14 protein-coding genes are annotated in these 21,130 nt (G+C 68.0%); 7 read left to right on the top strand and 7 right to left on the bottom strand.

Annotation, left to right across the window (positions count from 1 at the left end):
* The first annotated feature begins 5 nt into the window (after window positions 1-5).
* Together AC07PF_RS17320 and AC07PF_RS17315 are read left to right on the top strand one after the other, a co-directional pair.
* Complete coding sequence (locus AC07PF_RS17320; protein ID WP_494612687.1) at window positions 6-1,562, top strand: alkaline phosphatase D family protein; 1,557 nt, start codon at window positions 6-8, stop codon at window positions 1,560-1,562.
* Between the two features lie 122 nt (window positions 1,563-1,684).
* A complete protein-coding gene (locus AC07PF_RS17315; protein WP_494612686.1) occupies window positions 1,685-3,484 on the top strand; it encodes a gamma-glutamyltransferase family protein in 1,800 nt (599 codons plus the stop codon).
* Between the two features lie 787 nt (window positions 3,485-4,271).
* Here AC07PF_RS17315 and AC07PF_RS17310 read toward each other — a convergent pair.
* Window positions 4,272-4,664 (bottom strand): cupin domain-containing protein, encoded by a 393-nt coding sequence (locus AC07PF_RS17310; RefSeq protein ID WP_007858595.1) that lies wholly within the window; start codon window positions 4,662-4,664, stop codon window positions 4,272-4,274.
* A gap of 152 nt (window positions 4,665-4,816) precedes the next feature.
* Entirely contained in the window at window positions 4,817-5,566 is a 750-nt protein-coding gene (locus AC07PF_RS17305) for a sulfite exporter TauE/SafE family protein (RefSeq protein WP_494612685.1), read from the bottom strand.
* A 148-nt stretch (window positions 5,567-5,714) separates the two neighbouring features.
* On the opposite strand from AC07PF_RS17305, the gene AC07PF_RS17300 reads away from it, so the two are divergent.
* Window positions 5,715-6,692 carry a LysR substrate-binding domain-containing protein gene (locus AC07PF_RS17300; protein WP_494612684.1) on the top strand — a complete coding sequence of 326 codons (978 nt, stop codon included), beginning with the start codon at window positions 5,715-5,717 and terminating at the stop codon, window positions 6,690-6,692.
* Window positions 6,693-6,762: 70 nt separating this feature from the next.
* Window positions 6,763-7,440, top strand: coding sequence for a transglutaminase-like domain-containing protein (locus AC07PF_RS17295; RefSeq protein ID WP_494612683.1), 678 nt, complete (start codon window positions 6,763-6,765; stop codon window positions 7,438-7,440).
* 37 nt (window positions 7,441-7,477) lie between these two features.
* On the opposite strand, the gene AC07PF_RS17290 is transcribed toward AC07PF_RS17295, so the two are convergent.
* Window positions 7,478-8,311: an aldo/keto reductase gene (locus AC07PF_RS17290; protein ID WP_494612682.1), complete on the bottom strand. Its 834-nt coding sequence runs from the start codon at window positions 8,309-8,311 to the stop codon at window positions 7,478-7,480.
* Window positions 8,312-8,735: 424 nt separating this feature from the next.
* Between AC07PF_RS17290 and AC07PF_RS17285 the strand changes: the two genes are divergently transcribed.
* Window positions 8,736-11,537, top strand: coding sequence for a di-heme oxidoredictase family protein (locus tag AC07PF_RS17285; protein WP_494612681.1), 2,802 nt, complete (start codon window positions 8,736-8,738; stop codon window positions 11,535-11,537).
* A 54-nt stretch (window positions 11,538-11,591) separates the two neighbouring features.
* Here AC07PF_RS17285 and AC07PF_RS17280 read toward each other — a convergent pair whose 3' ends face one another.
* Complete coding sequence (locus AC07PF_RS17280; protein WP_494612680.1) at window positions 11,592-12,224, bottom strand: pyridoxamine 5'-phosphate oxidase family protein; 633 nt, start codon at window positions 12,222-12,224, stop codon at window positions 11,592-11,594.
* Window positions 12,225-12,340: 116 nt separating this feature from the next.
* On the opposite strand from AC07PF_RS17280, the gene AC07PF_RS17275 reads away from it, so the two are divergent.
* Entirely contained in the window at window positions 12,341-13,231 is an 891-nt protein-coding gene (locus AC07PF_RS17275; RefSeq protein WP_494612679.1) for a LysR substrate-binding domain-containing protein, read from the top strand.
* A gap of 22 nt (window positions 13,232-13,253) precedes the next feature.
* On the opposite strand, the gene AC07PF_RS17270 is transcribed toward AC07PF_RS17275, so the two are convergent.
* The 3 genes from AC07PF_RS17270 to AC07PF_RS17260 all read right to left on the bottom strand — a co-directional run bounded on the left by AC07PF_RS17270 (window position 13,254) and on the right by AC07PF_RS17260 (window position 18,709).
* Window positions 13,254-15,494, bottom strand: coding sequence for a TPR end-of-group domain-containing protein (locus tag AC07PF_RS17270; RefSeq protein ID WP_494612678.1), 2,241 nt, complete (start codon window positions 15,492-15,494; stop codon window positions 13,254-13,256).
* 166 nt (window positions 15,495-15,660) lie between these two features.
* The gene (locus tag AC07PF_RS17265) at window positions 15,661-17,307 is read right to left on the bottom strand and encodes an acyl-CoA synthetase (RefSeq protein ID WP_494612677.1); all 1,647 of its coding nucleotides are present in this window, start codon (window positions 17,305-17,307) and stop codon (window positions 15,661-15,663) included.
* A gap of 115 nt (window positions 17,308-17,422) precedes the next feature.
* Complete coding sequence (locus AC07PF_RS17260) at window positions 17,423-18,709, bottom strand: solute carrier family 23 protein (RefSeq protein ID WP_494610155.1); 1,287 nt, start codon at window positions 18,707-18,709, stop codon at window positions 17,423-17,425.
* 163 nt (window positions 18,710-18,872) lie between these two features.
* Between AC07PF_RS17260 and dnaG the strand changes: the two genes are divergently transcribed.
* On the top strand, window positions 18,873-20,951 hold the full coding sequence (dnaG, locus tag AC07PF_RS17255) for a DNA primase (protein ID WP_494612676.1): 2,079 nt from the start codon (window positions 18,873-18,875) through the stop codon (window positions 20,949-20,951).
* Window positions 20,952-21,130 lie beyond the last annotated feature (179 nt).

Raw genomic sequence — 21,130 nt, 5'->3', positions numbered from 1 at the left:
CGCCGGTGACTCCCCAGCAGCGCCGCGCATTCCTGCTGCTGGCCGCCCACGGCGCAGCCACCACCGCCCTGCCCCGCTGGGCCTGGGGCCAGCCGCAGCGCCAGCAGGCCAACCCCTTCGCCCTGGGCGTGGCCAGCGGCGACCCCAGTGCCGATGGCGTGGTGCTCTGGACACGGCTGATCCCCGACGACAGCCACGCCAGCCAGGCTTTCACCGTGCGCTGGGAACTGGCCGACGACGACGGCTTTCAGCGCATCGTGCAGCGCGGCCAGGCCACGGCGCATCCGGGCCTGGGCCACAGCGTGCACGTCGAACTGGCCGGCCTGGCGCCGGGCCGCTGGTACCACTACCGCTTCATGCATGGCGACGCGGTGAGCGCCACCGGCCGCACACGCACCGCGCCCGCCGCCGATGCCCTGCCCGAACGTCTGCGCCTGGCCTTTGCCTCGTGCCAGCGCTGGGAGCATGGCCACTATGCGGCCTGGCGCCATGTGCGCGCGGATGCGCCGGACCTGGTGCTCTTCCTGGGCGACTACATCTACGAGTACGCCAGCCCCAGGGACACCTCGGGCCTGGCCCGCGTGCACGGCCTGCGCCTGGCCACCACCCTGGCCGACTACCGCGACCGCTACGCGCTACACCGAAGCGACCCGGCCCTGCAGGCCGCCCACGCCGCCTGCCCCTGGCTGGTGACCTGGGACGACCACGAGGTACAGAACGACTACGCCGGTCGCACGGGCAAGGGCGATCCCGCCGCCTTCCTGGCCCAGCGCAGCGCCGCCTGGCAGGCCTTCTACGAGAACATGCCCCTGCGCCCCTCCAGCCTGGTGCAGCGCGACTACACGGCCCTGCAGCTGTACCGGCGCCTGCCCTGGGGCCGCCTGGCGCAGTTGCATGTGCTCGATGCCCGCCAGTACCGCAGCCTGCAGGCCTGCCGCACCGCCAGTGCCAGCGGTGCCGGCGCCGTGCGCCCCAGGGACTGTGCCGAACTGGCCGAACCCGCCCGCAGCTTTCTGGGTACGGCCCAGGAGCAGTGGCTGGACACGGGCCTGGCCAGCGATGCCCGGGACAGCCGCACCCGCTGGAGCGTGATCGCGCAGCAGACCCTGTTCTCGCCGCGCCACTACCCCTCGGGCGTGGTCTCTACCGACAGCTGGGACGGCTACCCGGCCGCACGCACCCGCCTGCTGCAATCCATCACGCAGCATGCCCCGCGCAATACCGTGCTGCTGGGTGGCGACATCCACCAGAATTACGTCTGCCGTGTGCTGGCCGACGCGGCGCGGCCCGATGCCCCGGTGATCGCCAGCGAGTTCTGCGGTACCTCCATCAGCTCGCGCTCGGGCAGCACGCAGGACAAGGTGGACGCCGTGGTGCGCCACAGCCCCCATGTGCTGCTGGCCCGCTGCGAGCAGCGCGGCTATGGCCTGGCCGACATCACCCCTGGGCGCTGGACCACCAGCTTGCGCGTGCTGGACGACCCGCTGCGCGAGGACAGCGGCGCCAGCACGCTGGCGCGCTTCGTCGTGGAAGACCGGCGTGCCGGGCCGGTGCCGGCCTGAGCAAGGCGGCCAGCCTCCGGCAATACCCTTTCGGGCGCTTGTAGCATCCTGTAAAAAAAGCGCGCGGCCGCCGTGCAGGCGCCTTACCATGGCCCGTATTCCAGCCCCCTTGGAGACAAGCAATGCGCAAGACCACCCCCACCTTGACCCTGCTGGCCCTGGCCGCGCTGCTGGCCGGTTGCACCAGTGCCCCGCGGTTCGAATACGCGGTGCCGGCCCAGCCCGAAGGCTCCTCGGGCTACACCGAAAAGCCCGGCTGGGCCACCGAAAAGTTCGCCGTGGCCGCCGCCAACCCGCTGGCCACCGATGCCGGCTACCAGATCCTCAAGGCCGGTGGTTCGGCCCTGGATGCGGCGATTGCGGTGCAGATGGTGCTGACACTGGTCGAGCCGCAATCGAGCGGCATCGGTGGCGGCGCCTTCCTGCTGCACAGCGCCGGCACCAAGGTGGAGGCCTATGACGGCCGCGAAACGGCACCGGCGGCCGCCGACGAAAAACTGTTCCTCGGCGCGGACGGCAAGCCCGTGCCCTTCCACGACGGGGTCGTGGGCGGCCGCTCGGTGGGCGTGCCCGGCACCGTGCGCATGCTGGAGATGGCGCACAAGGAGCACGGCAAACTGCCCTGGGCCACGCTATTCCAGCCTGCCATCACCTTGGCCGAAGGCGGCTTCAAGGTCAGCGCGCGGCTGAACACCCTGGCTGCAGCCGACGCCCACCTCAAGAAGGACCCGGTGGCAGCGGCCTACTTCTACAAGCCCGATGGCGATGCGCGCGACGTGGGTTTCAACCTGCGCAACCCCGAGCTCGGTGCCGTGCTGCGCCGCATCGCGGCCGAGGGCAGCAAGGCCCTGCACGAGGGCGAGATCGCCCAGGCCATCGTGGACAAGGTGCAAAAGCACCCCACCAACCCGGGCAAGCTCAGCCTGGCCGACCTGGCCGGCTACCAGCCCAGGAAGCGCGAGCCCCTGTGCCACGACTACCAGGTGGCCAGCAAGAATTACCGCATGTGCGGCTTTCCGCCGCCCAGCTCGGGCGCCATCGCCATCGCGCAGATCCTGGGCATCCTGAAGAACACCGATGCGGCCGCCATGCCGCTCGAAAACGACCTGCCCACGGCTGACTGGCTGCACCTGTACACCGACGCCGCGCGCCTGGCGTTTGCCGACCGCGCCCAGTACGTGGCCGACCCCGATTTCGTGCAGCCGCCCGCCGGCAACTGGGCCAGCCTGATCGCCCCGGCCTATTTGGCAGAACGCGCCAAGCTCATCGGCACGCAGAGCCTGAAGGTCGCCCAGCCCGGCAAGCCCGGCGCCGTGGCCACCAGCTACGCGCCCATGCCCGACCAGCCCGAGTACGGCACCAGCCACATCAGCATCGTCGATGCCTCGGGCAATGCGGTGGCCATGACCACCACCATCGAGGACCAGTTCGGCGCGCGCCAGATGGTCAAGGGCTTTTTGCTCAACAACGAGCTCACCGACTTCAGCTTTGCCCCGGCCGATGCCCAGGGCCAGCCGATCGCCAACCGCGTGCAACCGGGCAAGCGGCCACGCTCGTCCATGTCGCCCACGCTGGTGTTCGACAAGGCTACGGGCGAGCTGCTGATGAGCGGCGGCAGCCCGGGCGGGGCGGCCATCATCCACTACACGGCCAAGACGCTGTATGGCGTGTTCAACTGGGGGCTGATGCCGCAGCAGGCGATCAACCTGCCCAACTTCGGTTCGATGAACGGGCCCTCGCTGCTGGAGGAAAAGCGTTTCCCTCCGCTCACTGTGGAGACCTTGCGGGCGCGGGGGGCGGAGGTGCGGGAGATGAACATGACCAGTGGGCTGCAAGCCATCACGCGGGGGCATGCGCATGGGAAGAAGTTGTGGTTTGGGGGGGCTGATCCGCGGCGTGAGGGGGTGGTGATGGGGGATTGAGCTGGTCTCTGGTCTCTCTGGAATCTTGCCGTATGCCTTGGTTGAGGGCGGGGGCCGGGATGTGCGCCCGGCGGCGCAGTAACTTTCTCTTGGGCCGCCAAGAGAAAGTCACCAAAGAGACGGCGGCCCCCAGTCTGCGACCCTCCGCTTCGCTGCAGGCAACCTGCGATGCTCGGTCCTGGGGTGACGTCGCGGAACTCGCTTCGTTCTTCGAACTCCGCTCAAACATCCGCGACGAGCCAGATCACGAAGTGCGTGTGTCCTGCGGCACACGCACCCACCCCAGGCCCTGCGCTTCTCGGCGCAGCCAGCAGGGGTGGGGAGCGGGGTCAGGGACGGCTGCTGCTTCGCAGCTGCGCCGGGTATAGGTCACGCGCTGGGCACAGCCGCCCTGCCCAGGCCGAGCGCAGCGACGGCAGACCGGGCCGAGCGGAGCAATGGCCCGTGTGGGGCCCCAATCCCTTCTGGACGTGCCGAGAAGCGCAGGAGCTTGGGTGGCGCGTGTGCCGAAGGACACACGCGCTTCGTCATCTGGCTCGCCGAAGCTGTTTGACCGGAGCTGCCTCAAAGAGGCAGCGCAGGGAGTTCTTCGGCGCACCCCAGCTTCGAGGCATTGCAGGTTGCCCGCAGCGAAGCGAAGGGCCACGGACAGCAGGGTCGCCTTTCTTTTGGGTACTTTTCTTTGGCGAAGCAAAGAACAAGTACCTCGGCCGCCGGGCCGAGACCCGGCCTCCGCCCTCGACTAAAGCATGCCGTTCAAAACAGATCGCACATGCATGCAGGGAAATTACTGCTCTGCAATCACATCCACAAAAACCAGCGGCTCGGTGCCCGTGTTCGTGAGGCCATGCGATTCGTTCTTGCGCACGATGGTCACATCCCCGGCCTTCACCGGCACATCCTTGCCATCCTTGTCCTTGAAGGTGCCACGGCCCGAAATGATGATGTAGGTGTCCTCGTTCGTCGTGTGCTTGTGGTAGCCGATGGAGTCGCCGGGCTTGAGGGTCAGCCAGCTGATTTCCTTGATCGCCTGGTCCTTCAGGGCCTTGTCGCGCGTGAATGCGTATTCACCGATCAGGGTGCCCTTGCCGCCGCCCGCGGCTTCCTTGTTGACCTTGATGAGTTCTTCCTTGGTGAACACGTCGGCCAGGGCGGGCGTGGCAGCGAAGGACAGGGCCATGGCTGCGCACGCAGCCCATGCAGAGATTGCTTTTGTCGTCATATGTCTCCAGTGTTGTTGTCTGTCGCGGCAGCGCAGGGCGCACTGCCGGTGGAGATATTAGAGCGTGCCGGGCTGCGCGTGCTTGGGCCGTCAGGAATCTGAAGGCCCCGTCATCCCGCCAGCTTGGGCAAGGCGGATGCCAGCATCGCCACGCCCGACAGCGTGAGCATGCCCAGCACGATCTGGCGAAAGCGCGCCTCGCTGATGCCGTGGTACAGCCGCGCGCCCAGCAGCACGGGCACCAGCATGGCCGGCAGCGCCACCGCCAGGTAGGGCAGCATGGGCGCCGTGACCATGCCCGTGGCCAGGTAGGCCACCATGGTCACGAGCAGCATGGACAGGTTGAAGTTCTGGATCACCGCGCGCTGGGCATCCTTGTCCCAGCCGCGCAGGGTGCACCATAGCGTGGGCAGCACGCCGGTGAAGCCGCCGATGCCGCCCATCACCCCACCCGCCATGCCCACCACCGCATCGGCCAGCCGGCCGCCGCGCGCGATGCGCGGCAGCTGTTTGGCCAGCAGCATGGCCGGGCACCACAGCACCAGCAGCACGCCCAGCACGAGCTTGAAGGCGTCCATGTCCAGCCGCGGCAGTAGCGCCACGCCGATGGGGATGCCGGCGAGCCCGCCCAGCACGAAGGGCAGCAGGCGCAGCTTGTCGAAGCCCCGGCGCACCGAGAACGCCGCCAGCACCTGGCCCGTGAGCGAGCCCGCGACCACCAGCACCGCCGCCAGGCGCGGCTCCAGCGTCCAGGCCCAGAGCGACATGGCCGTCAGGCCGAAGCCAAAGCCCGACAAGCCCTGCACGAAGCCTGCGGCCGCCGCGCCCAGCCCCACGATCACGAACACCGACGAATCCATTGCCTGCCCCCGCTACTGCTGTTGTTGCCTGGTGCCCGCCCCGTACGGCACCCGTAGGCATCCACGGATTGTGGTCGCTCCATATAAGCAAACCATCAGCAATTACTATTCACCCATGCGATTTTCCGCATACCCATTCCAGACCGCCATGCCACCCCACGACACCGACGCCGCCCAGGCCCTGCAGGCCCGGCTGGCCTCTCGCCTGAAGATGCGGCACCTGGTGCTGCTGCAGCAGATCGAAACGCACGGCACCCTCACCCGCGTGGCGCACCACATGGCCACCAGCCAGCCGGCCATCACCCATGCGCTGGCCGAACTCGAGGCACTCTTCGGTGCGCCGCTGTTCGAGCGCCTGCCGCGCGGCATGGTGCCCACCGCGCTCGGCACCCTGGCACTGGCCCGAGCACGCACCATGCTGCAGGACCTCACCCACTGGGCGCTGGACATCGAGGCCACCAGCGCCGGCCGCGCCGCCCACCTGCAGATCGGCGTGATCCCCTTCGTGCCAGGCCGCCTGCTGGCCGCCGCCATCGGACAGACCCGGCCGCGCGGGCTGCGCGCCACCGTCAGCATCCACGAGGGCACCAGCGACCACCTGCTGCAGCGCCTGCGCGCGCACGAACTCGACTGCGTGATAGGCCGCGCCTCGGCCGTGCTCGACATGGACGGACTGGTGCACGAGGTGCTCTACCACCAGGAACCCCGCCTCATCGCCCACCGCCGACTGGCAGCACGACTGGCGCGGCGCCCGCTGTCCTGGCCCGAGCTCGCCGAACTCGACTGGGTGCTGGGCGCGCGCCAGACCCCCATGCGCGAGCAGATCACCGACTTCTTTCTGCGTGCGGGCGTGGCGCCACCGCAGGCCTATGTGGAGAGCCTGTCGTCCAAGATCATTGGCGAGCTGATCGCCGCCAGCGAACGCGCCGTCTCCATCGTGCCGGCCGACATCGCGCAGGAGCTGGTGCGCATTGCCGGCGTGGCCATCGTGCCGCACCGCTTTGGCTGGACGCTGCCGCCCATCACCCTGTTCCAGCGCTCCGAAGGGGCGCAGTACGCGGAGGTGGCGCTGCTGGCACAGGCCCTGCGCGATGCGGCCACGGGGTTTGCGGCAGAGCAGGCCTGAGTTCCGCTGCGCAGGGAACCTTTGTCGCGGGGCGCCACTCCATAGAGCCCAGGAACCGGGGACACCAGCCATGCAACGAAGAACGCTTGTCATCGCCGCCGCCAGCCTGGCGGCTGGCTGCACTGCGCGAGCGCCGCTGGCCGAGTCCGCTGGCAGCACCGCCGACCCGGCCTCGGATGCGCCGGAGCCGGGCCGCACCACCAGGGCCCTGGCCGACGCACCGGCCTCGTATGCCGAAGCCTTGCAGCGCTGGAAGGGTGCGGCCGAGGTGAACACCTGGATAGGTGCGCGCTTCGAGTACGACCTGCAGCGCGCCATGCAGTTGTCCGAGACCCAGCGCAGCCGCAGCGCTCGCATGCCCATCCACGAACCGGCGGCCTTCTTTGCCAACCCCCGTGGCGTGTGCGTGGACCTGTCCCGCTTTGCCGTGGAGACATTGCGCGCCGTGGACCCGGCCTCGCGCCCCGGCTACGTGATGATCGAATTCAACCCGGTCGCCATCCGTGGCAACACCCTGCGCCGCCACTGGGTGGCCTCGTTCCAGCGGGATGGCCAGACCTGGTTCTTTGCCGACTCTAAGCGGCCGGGCCATATCGCCGGCCCGTATGCAGACACGCAGGCCTTCATGGCCGAGTACGCCCAGTACCGCGGGCGCGAGATCGTGGCGTTCAAGGAGATGGACGGGTACGAGCGCAAGCTGCGCTCGGCATCCTCCGCGAAGGATCGCGATACCGATTCTCCGCAATAGCGGGCTGGGCGCCAGGCAGTGTCCGGCGCGTGCCCACTCAGAACGCCGCCGTCAGCGGATTGGGCCCGATGCGCCCCTCCGCCTGGTCCAGTTTCGCGACGGCCGCCATGTCCTGCGCGTCCAGCGCGAAGTCGAACACACCCGCGTTCTCGGCGATGCGGCCCGGGTTCACCGACTTCGGGATCACCACATGGCCCATGTCGATGTGCCAGCGCACGACCACCTGGGCGGCGGTCTTGCCGTACTTCCTGGCGATGGCCTGGATGGCCGCATCCTCCAGCAACTGCCCCTGGCCCAGCGGGCTCCAGGCCTGGGTGGCGATGCCGTGGGCGGCGTGGTAGTCGCGCAGCCGGTGCTGCTGGAATCGCGGGTGCAGCTCGATCTGGTTGAGCACGGGCTTGGCGCCCGTCTCCTGCACGATGCGGTCCAGGTGCTCGGGCTCGAAGTTCGAGACACCGATGGAGCGCACACGCCCTTCGTCGCGCAGGCGGATGAAAGCGCGCCAGGTGTCCACATACAGTTCGCGCGAGGGGCAGGGCCAGTGGATCAGATACAGGTCGAGCACATCGAGGCCCAGCAGCTGCATGCTGGCGTCGAAGGCGCGCAGCGTGCTGTCGAAGCCCTGCTCGGCATTCCACAGCTTGGTGGTGATGAACACCTGATCCCGCGCCACGCCACTGGCGCGCAGGCCTTCGCCCACCCCGGCCTCGTTGCCGTAGATGGCTGCCGTATCGATGTGCCGGTAGCCCGAGGCCAGCGCGGCCTTCACGGCCTGCGCGGTGGCATCGGCCGGGGTGCGCCAGACACCCAGGCCGAGCTGGGGGATGGAGCGGCCGTCGTTGAGGGGCAGGGAAGGAGGCGACTGGGTCATTGCGGGGTTCCTGGCGTCTGGCGGTTGGGAGATTAGATCCGCTGCATGCGGCTTTGCAAAGCATCTTCGCACGCCTGCCAATTGGCTGTACACCCGCGTCCCATAGCTCCAGCCGAAGAGACTGCAACCATCCGCGCGGCCACGTGCCATTAACCCAGTTGGCTGCCAAATGAAATATTTCCGTGGCGCCCACCAAAGTGCATCCATATGCAACCGCCCCAAAACAGGGAGAACCCAGGGGGCAAGCCACGCGCCGATAGACATGGACCCACAACGGACCCTTGGCAGATACGTCTGCATACGTTTTGCAATTAATTAACGCAAATTAACTGAGGCGCCCACGCAACTGCGGTAGACGGCGCAATGGCCTGCATGCCTATGATTTGCCCACAACAAACACACATGGATCCGGGGTGGGAACAGCATGCAGCACACGATGAAAAAGGGCGCGCATCGCGGTGCGCGCTGGGGCGCCTTGAGCGCATTGGCCCTGGGCCTGGTCGCCTGCGGCGGCGGCAGCAGTTCGGACAGCGGCGGCAGCGGCCAGGGGGCTTCGCAGTCCTCGTCCGAAGTGGTGTACGTCCAGCACAAGTCCGCCTACGAGGTGGCAGCAGCGGCGCCCACCCAGCCGGGCGTGGCGATCAAACCGGTGAAGGCCACCTCCTCTGCTGTGGAGAACCCCGGCATGTCGGCCAGCGCCGCCATCGACGGCAACCCGAACAGCCGCTGGGGCAGCACCTTCGTGGACGATGCCTGGATCCAGTTCGACTTTGGCGCCAAGGTCGATGTGGGCTACATGAAGCTGGTCTGGGAGCGCTCCTACGGCAAGGAGTACGCGCTGCAGGTGTCGCAGGACGGCGAGAGCTGGACGCAGGTCCGCTACATCACCAACGGCAAGGGCGGCACCGAGGAATTCCTGAACCTGGGCATGAGCGCACGCTACATCCGCCTGCAGGGCGTGGCGCGGGCCGGTGGCTACGGCTACTCGCTGTTCGAGGTGGAGTTCAAGACACCGGGCACCGACAACACCCAGGGCGTAGGCACCACCTCGGCCTGGCGCTACCCTGCCAATGGCCAGGGGCTGGCGCCCCTGCCCGCCTCGGCCGAACCGGCCGAGCTGACCCAGTTCCGCCTGGCCGATGGCACGCTGGTGACGCGCTTCGGCGCACGCGCCCTGGGGCGCCATGGCCGCGAACGCGGCGAGGAGTGGAACGAGATCGGCTTCGGCCCCAACGACACGGTGGACCTGGTCACGGGCGCCCCGGTGGACAAGGGCCCCGGCGCGCACCTGACCTTCGTGACGCAGTATTTCCAGAACCGCACCTGGGGCATGGAGATCATCGACAACAGCCGCGTGGCGGGCGTCACCAAGCCCACGCTGGTGGTCAACCGCTACACCACGGTGGACTTCCTGGCGGGCGACACGGCGTTCTTCCGCGCCTTCGACCGGCCCGGTGTCACCGGCTACGGCTGGATGAACCCGGGCGAGCTGGTGGACCGCAACGCCAAGGTCTGCACGCCCACGCCCTACCCGGCCAATGGCCGCCTGGCCAGCCCCGACGGCATCAATGGCCCCTGCACGTTGCGCATCAAGGACTACCCGGGCCACGGCGGACTGGGCGCCGACGGCCTGCCCAACGGCACCAACGTGCCTTCGCGCGCGCTGGTGGCCGGTGACGCCATCGAAGTCTCTCCCGCCATGTTCAGTACGCGCGAATCCATGGCCGGGAAGGGCGACACCGGCGGCATCCGCTACTACTCGGCCGAATGGCTGTACGTGGTGGGCACGGGCCTGGTGCCCTGGTATGGCGTGCAGCCACGGCTGAACTCGGCGCCGCTGCCGGCGATCACGCTCTCGGGTGGCACGGGCTCGGTCTCGTACAACTACTCGGACAACGGCGCCTCGATGTTCCAGCAGCCGTTCAACAACGTGGGCATGCAGAACATGCAGCGCTTCGTCGAGGGGCGCCGGCTGATCCACACCAGCTTCGACACCGGGGCCCACAGCGAGCCGGGCAACGACCCCTACCTGCCCGCCGCCAAGCTGCAGGGCACACACTTCAACCAGTCGGCCTGCGTGGCTTGCCACATCAACAACGGCCGCAGCCCTGCGCCCATGCAGGTCAACCAGCGCCTGGACAGCATGTCGCTGCAGACTGCCAGCCTGGGCGATGGCGGCCAGCAGCAGCCGCACCCACGCTACGGCAGCGTGCTGCAGATGAACGCCCGCGCCGCCACCGGCGAGGCGCAGGACTGGGGCAACAGCGTGCGCGTGGCGAAGTTCGAAACGCGCAACGTGCGCCTGGCCGATGGCACGGTGGTGGAACTGCGCAAGCCCGTGCTCGGCTTCGACGGCCCCGTGCCGGCCGTGCACTCGCTGCGCGCCGCACCGCCCATGATCGGCATGGGCCTGCTCGAGGCCGTGCCCGAGGCCGACATCCTGGCGCGCGCACGCGCCACCCCGGATGCCGATGGCGTCAAGGGCGTGCCCAACTACGTCTACGACCCCGAGAGCGGCGCCGTGCGCCTGGGCCGCTTCGGCTGGAAGGCGTCCAAGGCCACGCTGCGCCAGCAGGCCTCCACGGCGCTGCTGCAGGACATGTCGGTGACCTCCACCGTCTACCCCTCGCGCGACTGCAACTACGGCCCCAGCGCCTGCGCATCGGGCGCGCGCAAGCCCGGCATCACCGAGGCCGACCTGGCCTCCATCTCCAACTACCTGGCCCTGGTGGCCGTGCCGGCCCAGCGCAGCCAGGCCAGCGGATTCCCCAAGGGCGTGGCGCCGCTGGACGAGCACCGCGTGAACCCGCAGCAGGTGGCCCTGGGCAGCAAGCTGTTCGACAGCCTGCGCTGCGTGGCCTGCCACACGGCCGAGATGAAGACCGGCTCGGGCCACCTGTTCGCCGAGCTGCGCGACCAGACCATCAAGCCCTACTCCGACCTGCTGCTGCACGACATGGGCGCCGAGCTGGCCGACAACTTCGCGCAGGGCCAGGCCACGGGCGCGCTGTGGCGCACCGCGCCGCTGTGGGGCATCGGCTATACCGACAAGGTGATGGGCGCGGGCCAGGCCGCCAAGGTGGGCTACCTGCACGATGGCCGCGCCCGCTCGCTGACCGAAGCGGTGCTCTGGCACGGTGGCGAGGCCGACGCCGCACGCCGCCGCTTCGAGGCCCTGCCCACGGCCGACCGCGAGGCGCTGCTGGCCTTCCTGCGCTCGCTGTGATCTGATCCTGAAGGCCGCTGCGGGCGAATCGCCTGCAGCGGCCTTTTTTTCGTTTCAATAGAGGGTTGTGCGTTGCCGCTCGGGCAGCGCCTGGTCGTAGGCTGCGCCGTCGAAACTCTGGCTGATGGCCGAGAGAATCGCGCCCGGCGTGGGCACGGGCCGCGGCGCGGCGGGGTCCACCGCCTCCCACAGGCGCGAGCGCAGGATGGCGCGGCCACACTGGAAATACACCGACTCCACCGCAATGCGCACCACGCACTTGGGCGCCTGGCCGCTGACCACGAAGCGCTCCATCAGCTCCGGCGCCGTGGTGATGCTGGCGCGGCCATTGACCCGCAGCGTCTCGCCCACGCCGGGGATCAGGAACAGCAGCGCCACGCGCGGGTCGGCCACGATGTTGCGCAGGCTGTCCACGCGGTTGTTGCCGCGCCGCTCGGGCAGCAGCAGGGTGCGCTCGTCCAGCACCTGCACGAAGCCCGGCGCATCGCCGCGCGGCGAGGCGTCGAGCCCGCCCGGGCCCGAGGTGGCCAGTACCGCGAAGGGCGAGGCCTCGATCATGGCGCGGTACGACGGGTGCACGAAAGGCACCTCCTTGGACAGCGATGCTTCGCCGGGCGTGCCGAACAGGGCTTCGAGCTGGGCAATGCTCTCGATCGAATGGGCGGTATCGGCGACGGTAGCGGTCATGGCAGGTTCCAGGGGTTGATGGCGAAGATCGGGCAGAACATGGCCGCCATGGTGCAGTGCGGCAGCGCTGGCGACAAACGAGTTTACGGTCCGCCATGCGTGAGAAAATCGCACGCATGACACCCCGCCTGCCCCCGCTGAATGCTGTGCGCGCCTTTGCGGCCGCGGCGCGCCACCAGAGCTTCACGTTGGCGGCGGCCGAGCTGTTCGTGACGCATGGCGCCATCAGCCGGCAGGTCAAGGCGCTGGAGGAGTTCCTGGGCGTGGCGCTGTTCGAGCGGCGCGTGCGGCAGGTGTCGCTCACGCCCGAGGGACAGCGCTTCTTTGCCGAGGTGGCCCCTGCGCTTGCGCAGATTGGCGCTGCCGCGCAGTCGCTGATGCAGGACGCGCCCGCCCGCACGGTCACCATCAACGTGCGCCCCTCGTTCGCGGTGCGCTGGGTGATTCCGCGCCTTCCGGCATTTGTGGCGCAGTTCCCCGGCATCGCACCCCAGGTGGTCACCAGCACCGTCCCGCCGGACCAGGCCAGCGAGCATTTCGACGTGGCGATCCGCCGGGGCCGCACCACGGGCTGGCCGACCTCCATCGCCGTGCAGCCCTTCCTGCAGGACGAGGCGCTGATCGTGGGGACCCCGGCCCTGTTCGCCAGCGCAGCCTTGGCCGAACCCCGCGGCTTGGCCGCCCACGTGCTGCTGTGGTCGCGCTCGCGCCCCGACGACTGGGACCACTGGAAGCGCCAGGTGGGAACGCCCCGCCTGCGGCCCGCAGGCCAGTTGCAGTTCGACCACCTGCACTTCGTGCTGCAGGCGGCCATCGATGGCCTGGGCTTTGCGCTGGCCCCGGCTTCGCTGGTATCCCACGACCTGGCCGCCGGCCGCCTGGTCTGCCCCCTGCCCGCGCTGCGCCTGCCGCTCACGCGCCACTACTACGGCCTGGCACCTGACGCGGCGCCCGAGGCGCAGTGCTTTGCACAGTGGCTGCAGGCGCAGTTGCCGCCCCTGGACTGAACGACTGGGCAGCCAGCGCAGCTCAGTCCTGCGCCATCAGGTGGCGAAAAAAGCCGTTGCATTCACGTTCGCGCTCGATGTCGGCCAGCACCTCGGCATCGCCCGCCGCCTGCGCCGCAGCGACAGCGGCTTTCAGGGTGGGCAGCAGCGACCGGGCCGCGGCCACGATGGCGTTCGCATCCACGGTGTTGGCATAGGAATGTGCTGCTGCGTAGGTGCCCTCGAAGCGCTTCCAGTGTGCGAGAGGATGCAGGTAGGGATGCGCGCGGTAGGCCAGGTAGAAATCGCCCTGGTTGGGTGAGTTGCGGGCATAGGACCTCGATGCCGTGCCCTCCACCAGGTGGTGGTTCAGGTAGCGTGTGAAGACCTGCCGCAGCGGGTGGTCGCGCGCCGGGTCCTGCGCATCGGCCAGCGGTGCGAACGAAGTGCCAAGCGCCAGCCGGCGCAAGAATCCGCCCAGCGCCCGGGTGCCGTGCTGCCCGTCGATGGGCGGCAGTTCCAGGATGGAATCCAGCAGTTGCGGCGACACCTGAGGTGTGGAGGTCTGCCGTGCCTGCTCGGCCATGGCCTGGAATTCGGGGTGCTGGTGCAGCGCCGACAGATCGGGGTCTTGCCAGAGCTTGTCGAGGTGCGGATAGCGATAGACCATGGCCCGGCGCACCTCCTCCAGTGCCTCGTCCACGCGGCCCAGGGCGGCGTAGCTGCAGGCGGTGTGGTGAAAGAGGTGGGGATTGAACCAGGCGGTTGCCTCTATGCGCGGATAAAAAGCAATCACCTCGGCCGGCCGGCCCAGCTGGAACAGCGCATAAAAGTAGTTGTTGACATCGCGGTACAGCGAGCCGTCGGCATCCAGGCGATCGCGCGCGTACTCCGCATCGAAGTGCTCGCTGGCCCAACGCGCAAAAAGGTCTGCATAGGCGCCAATAGCGGCCCGGTCATCCGGGCTTGCCGGGTGGGGCATCGAAGGGCGGCCTTGCCCGGGCTGATTGCGGTCATGGTAGGCCTGCCCCCTCTGCGCCAGCAGTACCTGCGCAGCCGCCAGGTCCGCCACGGGCGTGAGCCGCAAGCCGTCGAATCGACCGCTTGGCAGACACTCCCGATCCAGCAGGTAGCGCCCGCTGGCATCACCGACCACATAGGCGTTGACGAATGCGATGCCTGTGCCCTCTACCGGCAGGTCGTGCTCCAGCCGGAAGCTCGCGGCATCGAGCGGCAGGCGGTCCGCGCCCAGGTACACGGCATGCTCGCCCACGAGCAGCTTGAGGTCATGGAAGTAGCCCGCCGGCTCGACCCGGCAGGTGCCGATGTCGGCACGCGGCACCACCTTGCCGCGAAAGTAGAAATGGTGCGCGTCCTCGGCCAGGAAATCGCCCCGCAGCTTGAAGCTGTGCGCGTCGGCCTGGGGTATGCGCCGCAGCTGCCGGGGCCATGTCGCCTCGCCATGGAAGTCGGTGGAGAACACCTGCGCCTGGTCCTTGTAGAACTCCGTTTCTCCCTTCTGCAGCATCTGGAAGCTGGCGACGTCCACCTGCAGGACCTGCCTTGCGACAACGGCGTGCCGCGCATCGGTGCCGCCCCATGCGGCAGGGCGGAAGCTCGCGGCATCGATCTCGGGCAGCGGCGTGATGTCGCCGGCCTTGTGATAAACGCACTGCCCGTTGAAGAAGTAGTCGCCGAAGAGATGCATCGGCTGCACGAAGCTCGCCTCGTGCAAGCTGTCGGCCAGGCGCTCGATGCGCTGCGCCTCGACGCGCGCCAGGCTGCGCTTGGCAATGGACTTGTCCACGATGCGCCCCTTGGGCAACTGCAGCGCGAAGTGGACCTCGGTGGCACGAAAGAAGTGCCTCTTGCATTCCTTGAGGAATGCCGGCTGGTCCAGCCCCTGGACCAGCGCCAGCGGTGTTTCCGTGCAGCGCCCGTCCGCCACCTGGTAGGCGGCAACGGTGTCGTCGAACAGATTCAGCGCATCCAGGCTGTGCAGCACGAAGCCACCCGGCCCGGTGGCATGCGCCGCCAGCTGCTGCAAGGCCTGCCATTCGCGGGATTCCCGCAGGAATGCAGCATTGCCGTGGTTGAAATAGAAAAACGCGAACAGCGCCTGCTCCGGCTTGAGGTAGCGGAACACCGGATAGGCGTTGGAAGGCTGCATCAGCTCGTCGGCAATGCAGTCGGCCAGCAAGCCGGCGGCCTTGCTGCGCAGGAATTTCTTGAAGGCCGCTTCGGTCAGCGGGATGCGGGCGATGAGGGCAACGGGTTGGGACATGAGGACGTCAACAGCGAGGAACAGGGTCAGCCCATTGATTACAGTGCGCGCATGTCCTCGCAGGCCGCACTGTCTGGTGAGAACAACGCAGCGATGAGGAAAAGTGCACGAATGCACGCGATATCACTGGACGCCGGCCGCCCTCTTGCTGCTTTTGAACAGGTCCTCAAACGTCGATGGCGCTGGCAGAACCCGCCTGCTTGCGCAGCTCGAACTTCTGGATCTTGCCGGTGCTGGTCTTGGGCAGCTCGCCGAACACAACGGCGCGCGGCACCTTGAAGCCCGCCAGGTGCTGCTTGCAGTGGGCCACGATGTCCCCGGGCGTGAGCGTGGCGCCGGCCTTGAGTTCGACAAAGGCGCAGGGTGTCTCGCCCCACTTGGGGTCGGGCCGTGCCACCACGGCGGCGGCCAGCACAGCGGGGTGGCGGTAGAGCACGTCTTCCACCTCGATGGAGGAGATGTTCTCGCCGCCCGAGATGATGATGTCCTTGCTGCGGTCCTTGATCTTGATGTAGCCGTCGGGGTACTGCACGGCCAGATCGCCGCTGTGGAACCAGCCGCCTGCGAAGGCTTCGTCCGTGGCCTTGGGGTTCTTGAGGTAGCCCTTCATCACGATGTTGCCCTTGAACATGATCTCGCCCATGGTCTCGCCGTCCTGCGGCACGGGCTGCATGGTGGCGGGGTCGAGCACGCGCACGTCGCGCTCCAGGTGGTAGCGCACGCCCTGGCGGGCGTTCAGGCGGGCACGCTCGCCGATGTCCAGTTCGTCCCAGGCCGCATGCTTGGCGCACACGGTGGCTGGGCCATAGACTTCGGTCAGGCCATACACATGGGTGAGATCGAAGCCCATCTTCTCCATGCCCTCGATCATCGAGGCCGGCGGCGCGGCACCCGCCACCATGGCCTTTATGCCGGCGGGCACGCCGGCCTTCATGGCATCGGGTGCGTTCACCAGCATGCCGTGCACGATGGGTGCGCCGCAGTAGTGCGTCACACCATGCTCGCGCATGGCGTCGAAGATGGCCTGCGCCTCCACCCGGCGCAGGCAGACGTTGACACCCGCGCGTGCCGCCACCGTCCACGGAAAGCACCAGCCGTTGCAGTGGAACATGGGCAGCGTCCACAGGTAGACCGCCCCCTTGGGCATATCCCACTCCAGCACGTTGCTGATGGCATTGGTGGCCGCGCCGCGGTGGTGGTAGACCACGCCCTTGGGGTTGCCGGTGGTGCCGCTGGTGTAGTTCAGGGCAATGGCGTCCCACTCGTCGGCCGGTAGTTCCCACGCGTGCTTGGCATCGCCTGCAGCCACGAAGGCGTCGTAGTCCGTGCCGCCCAGGTCCTGCACGGCCGGGCCGTACACGGCGTCCTGCACCGTGAGCACCAGCAGCGGCGCCTGGGACTTGCGCCATGCCAGGGCCTTGGCCAGGGTGCCGGTGAACTCCGGGTCGACGATGATGGCGCGCGCCTCGCCATGGTCGAGCATGAAGGCGATGGTCTCGGGATCGAGCCGGGTATTGATGGCATTGAGCACGGCGCCGGCCATGGGCACGCCGAAATGCGCCTCCACCATGGGCGGCGTGTTGGGCAGCAGTGCCGCCACGGTGTCGTTCTTGCCGATGCCGGCCCGGTTCAGGCTGCTGGCCAGCTGGCGGCAGCGCGCATAGGTCTGGCCCCAGGTCTGGCGCAGGCTGCCGTGCACGATGGCCAGGCGGTCGGGGTAGACCTCGGCCGTGCGCTCGATGAAGGACAGGGGCGACAGGGGCGCGAAGTTGGCGCTGTTGCGCTCCAGGTGCTGGTCGAACATAGGGGGCATGGCGGCGTTCCTTGGCAGTTGAGAACCTGTTCTAAGGGCAATCGGGCCATTAGACCAAAGGGCCATGCCGCCGCATTCAGGGCCAACCCGCGGGCCGTCCGTCCTTCCTGGCGGCTCATTCCTTGCGGTTGAGCAGCGCGTACAGCAGGATGGCGCCGAAGGTGGCTGTGCCGATGCCACCCAGTGCGAACTGGCCGAACTTGAGCGTGAAGTCGCCCGTGCCCAGGATGAGCGTGATGGCGGCCACGATGAGGTTCTTGTTCTGCGAGAAGTCCACCTTGTTGTCCACCCAGATCTTGGCGCCGGCCACTGCGATCAGGCCGAACACCACGATCGACACCCCGCCCATCACCGGCAGCGGAATGGTCTGGATCAGCGCGCCGAACTTGGGGGAAAAGCCCAGCACCAGCGCGAACACGCCCGCCAGCAGGAACACGGCGGTGGAGTAGATCTTGGTGGCCGCCATCACGCCAATGTTCTCCGCATAGGTGGTCACGCCCGTGCCGCCCACACCGCCACTCACCATGGTGGCCACGCCATCGCCGATGAACGCGCGGCCCATGTAGCGGTCCAGGTCGCGGCCGGTCATGGCCGTCACGGCCTTGATGTGACCCAGGTTCTCGGCCACCAGAATGATGGCCACCGGGGCGATGAGCAGCATGGCGTTGCCGCTGAACACCGGTGCGGCGAAGTTGGGCATGCCCACCCACGCGGCGTTCGCCAGGATGGAGAAGTCGATCGGCTTGCCCAGGCCCATGCCGTTGGTGAGCACCGCGTAGATGATGCTGGCCACGATCAGGCCCACCAGGATCAACAGGCGCTGCACCATGCCGCGTGTGAGCACGGCCACCAGGCCCACGCTCACGAAGGTCACGAGCTGCATCCAGCTGTCGAAGTTGCTGGCTGCCATGTTCTTGATGGGGATGCCCGCCAGGTTCAGGCCGATCACGGCCACCACGGCACCGGTGACCACGGGCGGCATGAAGCGCTCGATCCAGCCCGTGCCGATGGCCTGCACCAGCACGCCAATCAGCGTGTAGAGCAGGCCGCACGCGATGATGCCGCCCAGCGCCACGCCGATGTTGGCGTTGGGGCCGCTGCCCGCATGGCCCGTGGCCGCGATCACCACGCCGATGAAGGCGAAGCTCGAACCCAGGTAGCTGGGCACCTTGCCGCCGGTGACGATGAAGAAGATCAGCGTGCCCACGCCGCTCATCAGGATGGCGACGTTGGGGTCGAACCCCATCAGGATGGGCGCCAGCACCGTGGCGCCGAACATGGCGATCACGTGCTGCACGCCCATGGCCGCCGTCTGCGGCCAGGGCAGCCGCTCATCCGGCGCGATCACGCCCCCCTGCTGCAGCACGTCTGCACTCTTTTCCTGCCAGTTCATGAATCCCATGATGTACTGTTCCTTGTGATTTGAGGCGGGAATGCTAGTGGATGAATAGCGGCCCAATGCGCTGGTTCGGCAGGTTCGTCTTTCAGGGACAACCTGGCCCAGGGGCCGGGCAGCCGGATTCAGGGCCCAACCGCGGGCATTGCAGATGGAGGAAAATGCCCAGGTGTCCATCCCCCAGTCATTCATCCAGGAACTGCTTGCCCGCACCGACGTGGTCGAGATCGTGGGCCGCTACGTCCAGTTGAAGAAGAGCGGGGCTAGTTTCATGGGGCTGTGCCCCTTCCATGGGGAAAAGTCGCCGTCCTTCAACGTCATCCCTACCAAGCAGTTCTACCACTGCTTTGGCTGCGGCAAGAACGGCAATGCCATCGGCTTCCTCATGGACCATGCGGGCATGGGCTTCGTCGAGGCCGTGCAGGACCTGGCCCAGCAGGTGGGCCTGCAGGTGCCCGACGACGACATCTCCCCGCAGGAGAAGGAGCGTGCCGCCGCCGCCCGCCAGAAGCAGGCCACGCTGACCGACGTGCTGGAAAAAGCCGGTGACGCCTACCGCCGCCAGCTGCGCGAGTCGCAGCGCGCCATTGCCTACTTCAAGGGCCGGGGCGTCTCGGGCGCGGTGGCCAAGCGCTATGGCCTGGGCTATGCGCCCGAGGGCTGGCGCAGCCTGGCCAGCGTGTTCCCGCACTACGACGACCCGCTGCTGGAGGAAAGCGGCCTGGTCATCGTGGGCGAAGAGGGCCAGGGCAAGCGCTACGACCGCTTTCGCGACAGGGTGATGTTCCCGATCCGCAACGTCAAGGGCGAATGCATCGGCTTTGGCGGGCGCGTGCTGGGCGACGACAAGCCCAAATACCTCAATTCGCCCGAAACCCCGGTGTTCCACAAGGGGCGCGAGCTCTACGGCCTCTTCGAGGCGCGCACACCCATCCGCGAGCATGGCTATGCGCTCGTGACCGAAGGCTACATGGACGTGGTGGCGCTGGCGCAGCTCGGTTTTCCGAACGCCGTAGCCACGCTGGGCACGGCGTGCACGCCCGAGCATGTGCAAAAGCTGCTGCGCTTCACCGAGGCGGTGGTGTTCAGCTTCGACGGCGACAACGCCGGCCGGCGCGCCGCGCGCAAGGCGCTCGATGGCGCCCTGCCCCACGCCACGGACACGCGCAGCATCAAGTTTTTGTTCCTGCCGGCCGAGCACGACCCGGACAGCTTCATCCGCGCCCATGGCACGGATGCCTTTGCCAGGCACGTGAGCGAGGCCGTGCCGCTGAGCCGCTTCCTGGTCGAATCGGCCAGCGACGGCTGCGACCTGACCACCGCCGAGGGCCGCGCCCACATGGCCAGCAACGCCCGCCCCTTGTGGACGGCGCTGCCCGATGGGGTGCTCAAGCGCCAGCTGCTGGGCGAACTGGCCGAGCTCACGCAGCTCAATGCGCGTGACCTCTCCGAGCTGTGGAACCCCGGCGGAGCCCGCGCTCCCGCCGCAGCGCCGGCACCCCAGCAGCGGCCTTCACGCACGCAGGAAGCCGCCAACCCGTATGCCGATGAGCCCCCCTGGGGCGCCTCCCCGCCCGACCTGGACGGCTGGCAGCCCTCCCATGGGCCCGACTACGTGGGCGGCGGATACCAGGGCCACAGCGATGGTGGCCATGGCGGCTACAGCGGTGGTGGAAGCGGCGGAGCTGGCAATGGCAAGCCCCCCTTCCGCAAGGGCGGCGGCAGTGAATGGGTCAACAGCGGCGGCAAGTGGAAAAAGAAGGACAAGGACTCTCCCTGGGGCCCCCAGCCGCGCTTGCCGCGCACCCCCGCCATGGGCCGGGCAGACCACGCTGCGCGCCTGCTGCTGTCGCACATGGGCTTTCTCGAAGAGCTCACCCACGACGACCACACCGCCCTGTGCGCCCTGCCGGCGCCTCATGGACCGCTGTTCACTTGGCTGGAAGCGCAGTTCCACGAGCACGGCCCGCAGGCCTGGGCGGTGCTGCGCGAGAGCCTGCGCGACCACGAATGCGAGGAACTGGGCGTCAAGGTGATGACCGGCGCCCACGCCCAGACCGAGGGCGAACTGGCGGAACTCCGGCTGGAATTGCGGGATCTACTGAACCGGATGCTCATCGAAGACATCAAGGAACAACAGAAACTGCTGATCCTGCAGGCGGCCAAGGACCCCACCGCCCTGGAGCGCTACCGCGTTCTGGAGCAAAAACGTGTTGTTTTATTGGGTGCAACCGTCAAGGCGGCTTGAAATCGGCCCAGATGGTATAATGTAGGGTTAGGCAAGAGCGACAGCAGCACCTCCGAGCCGGGCCACCGTGACAAACGCGCACAACCGCCCACCCATCGCAAGGACTGCACACCAAATGTTCGCCCAGACATCTTGCCCCTGAGGGATGCCCCTCGAGCTGCAAAAGCACGGCTTTTGCA

Source organism: Acidovorax sp. GW821-FHT10A04, from assembly GCF_059415825.1.
The sequence above is the reverse complement of the archived record's forward strand: the minus strand, read 5'-3'. Positions and strand labels throughout refer to the sequence as shown.